This window comes from Streptomyces sp. NPDC028314, assembly GCF_055565795.1.
The window spans coordinates 1-1,729 of record NZ_JBVHTP010000036.1; the positions used below are offsets into that span (position 1 = coordinate 1).

At 67.3% G+C, this 1,729-nt stretch carries 1 protein-coding gene; it reads left to right on the plus strand.

The window, feature by feature from the left end:
• A partial coding sequence (locus ACZ4TG_RS38100; RefSeq protein WP_468173035.1) for a condensation domain-containing protein occupies nt 1-1,729 on the plus strand: 1,729 nt, incomplete at both ends.

The window sequence follows — 1,729 nt, forward strand, 5'->3', positions numbered from 1 at the left end:
CGCGGGATCGGCGCGGTGGTGAAGGCGGCGCGGGCCCATCTCGCGGAGGGCCTGCCGGACTACATGGTTCCTTCGGCGGTGGTGGTCCTGGACCGGCTTCCGTTGACGCCGAACGGCAAGCTGGACCGTCGTGCTCTCCCCAAGCCCGACTACGCCGCAACGGCCGGCGGCCGGGCAGCCCGCACCGTCCAGGAACAGGTTCTCTGCAATTTGTTCGCCGAGGTCCTGGGCCTCGACCGGGTCGGGATCGACGACAGCTTCTTCGACCTCGGCGGCCACTCCCTCCTCATCACTCGTCTGGTCAGCCGCATCCGCACCGTCCTGAACGCCGAACTGCCCATCACCACAGTCTTCGAGACACCCACCGTCGAGGGCCTCGCAGCACGACTCACCGAAGCGGGACGTACTCGCACCAGCCTGGTGCCGATGCCCCGCCCCGACATCGTGCCGCTGTCCTTCGCCCAGCGCCGCCTGTGGTTCCTCCACAAGCTGGAAGGCCTGTCCTCCACCTACAACATGCCGATCGCGCTGCGCCTGACGGGCGAGGCCGACACGGACGCGCTCCGCGCTGCGCTCCACGACGTCGTCGGCCGGCATGAGTCGCTGCGTACGGTCTTCCCCGAAGCAGGCGGCGAGCCGCACCAGCTGGTGCTGGATCCGGCGGACGTGTTGCTGGACTGGGAACGGCGCGCGGTGACCGAAGTAGAACTTCCGGCGGCGCTCGAGCAGGCGGCCCGGTACGGGTTCGACCTATCAGCTGAAATTCCGGTACGAGCGTGGCTGTTCGAACTCGGTGACGCCGAGCGCGTCCTGCTGCTCCTGGTGCACCACATTGCAGGCGACGGCTGGTCGATGGGCCCGCTGACCCGGGACCTCGTCGCGGCCTACACCGCTCGGCGCGAGGGCGTGGCCCCGCAGTGGTCCGAACTGCCGGTCCAGTACGCCGACTACACGCTCTGGCAGCGCGAGCTGCTCGGCGACGCGTCCGACCCGGACAGCATCTATGCCCGCCAGCTCGGTTACTGGAGCCGCCAGCTTGAGGGGCTCCCCGAGCAGGTGACCTTCCCGACGGACCGGCCGCGCCCGGCGCTGTCGTCCTTCGAAGGAGCGCATCTCGTCTACGACCTCAGCGCTGAACTGCACGGCAAGATCGTCGAGTTGGCTCGTCGTTCGAACAGCACGGTCTTTATGGTGCTCCAGGCGGCCATGGCGGCCCTGCTGACCCGCCTCGGTGCAGGGACCGACGTCGCTCTGGGAAGCGGTGTGGCTGGTCGTACCGACGAGGCACTGGACGATCTGGTCGGTCTCTTCGTCAACACCTTCGTCCTCCGTACGGACACCTCAGGCGACCCGACGTTCGTTGAACTGCTGGCTCGCGTCAGGGAAGCCAGCTTGGCCGCATACGCCAACCAGGATGTTCCGTTCGAAGATCTGGTGGAGTTGCTGAACCCGCAGCGGTCCCCGGGGCAGCACCCCCTCTTCCAGGTGGCCCTCGTTCTTCAGAACACCCCCGGGAGTGAGTTCGTCCTGCCTGGGCTGCGTGTCGGCTCCGAGGACGTCGGCATCGGACGCTCGCGCTTCGATGTGCTGCTCAGCCTCACCGAAGGCAGCGCCGGAGAAGGTGTGAGCGCGACGGTCGAGTATTCGACGGATCTGTTTGATCGTTCGTCGGTCGAGCGGTTGCTTGGGCGTTGGGTGTGGTTGTTGGAGCAGGTGGTGGCTGATCCGT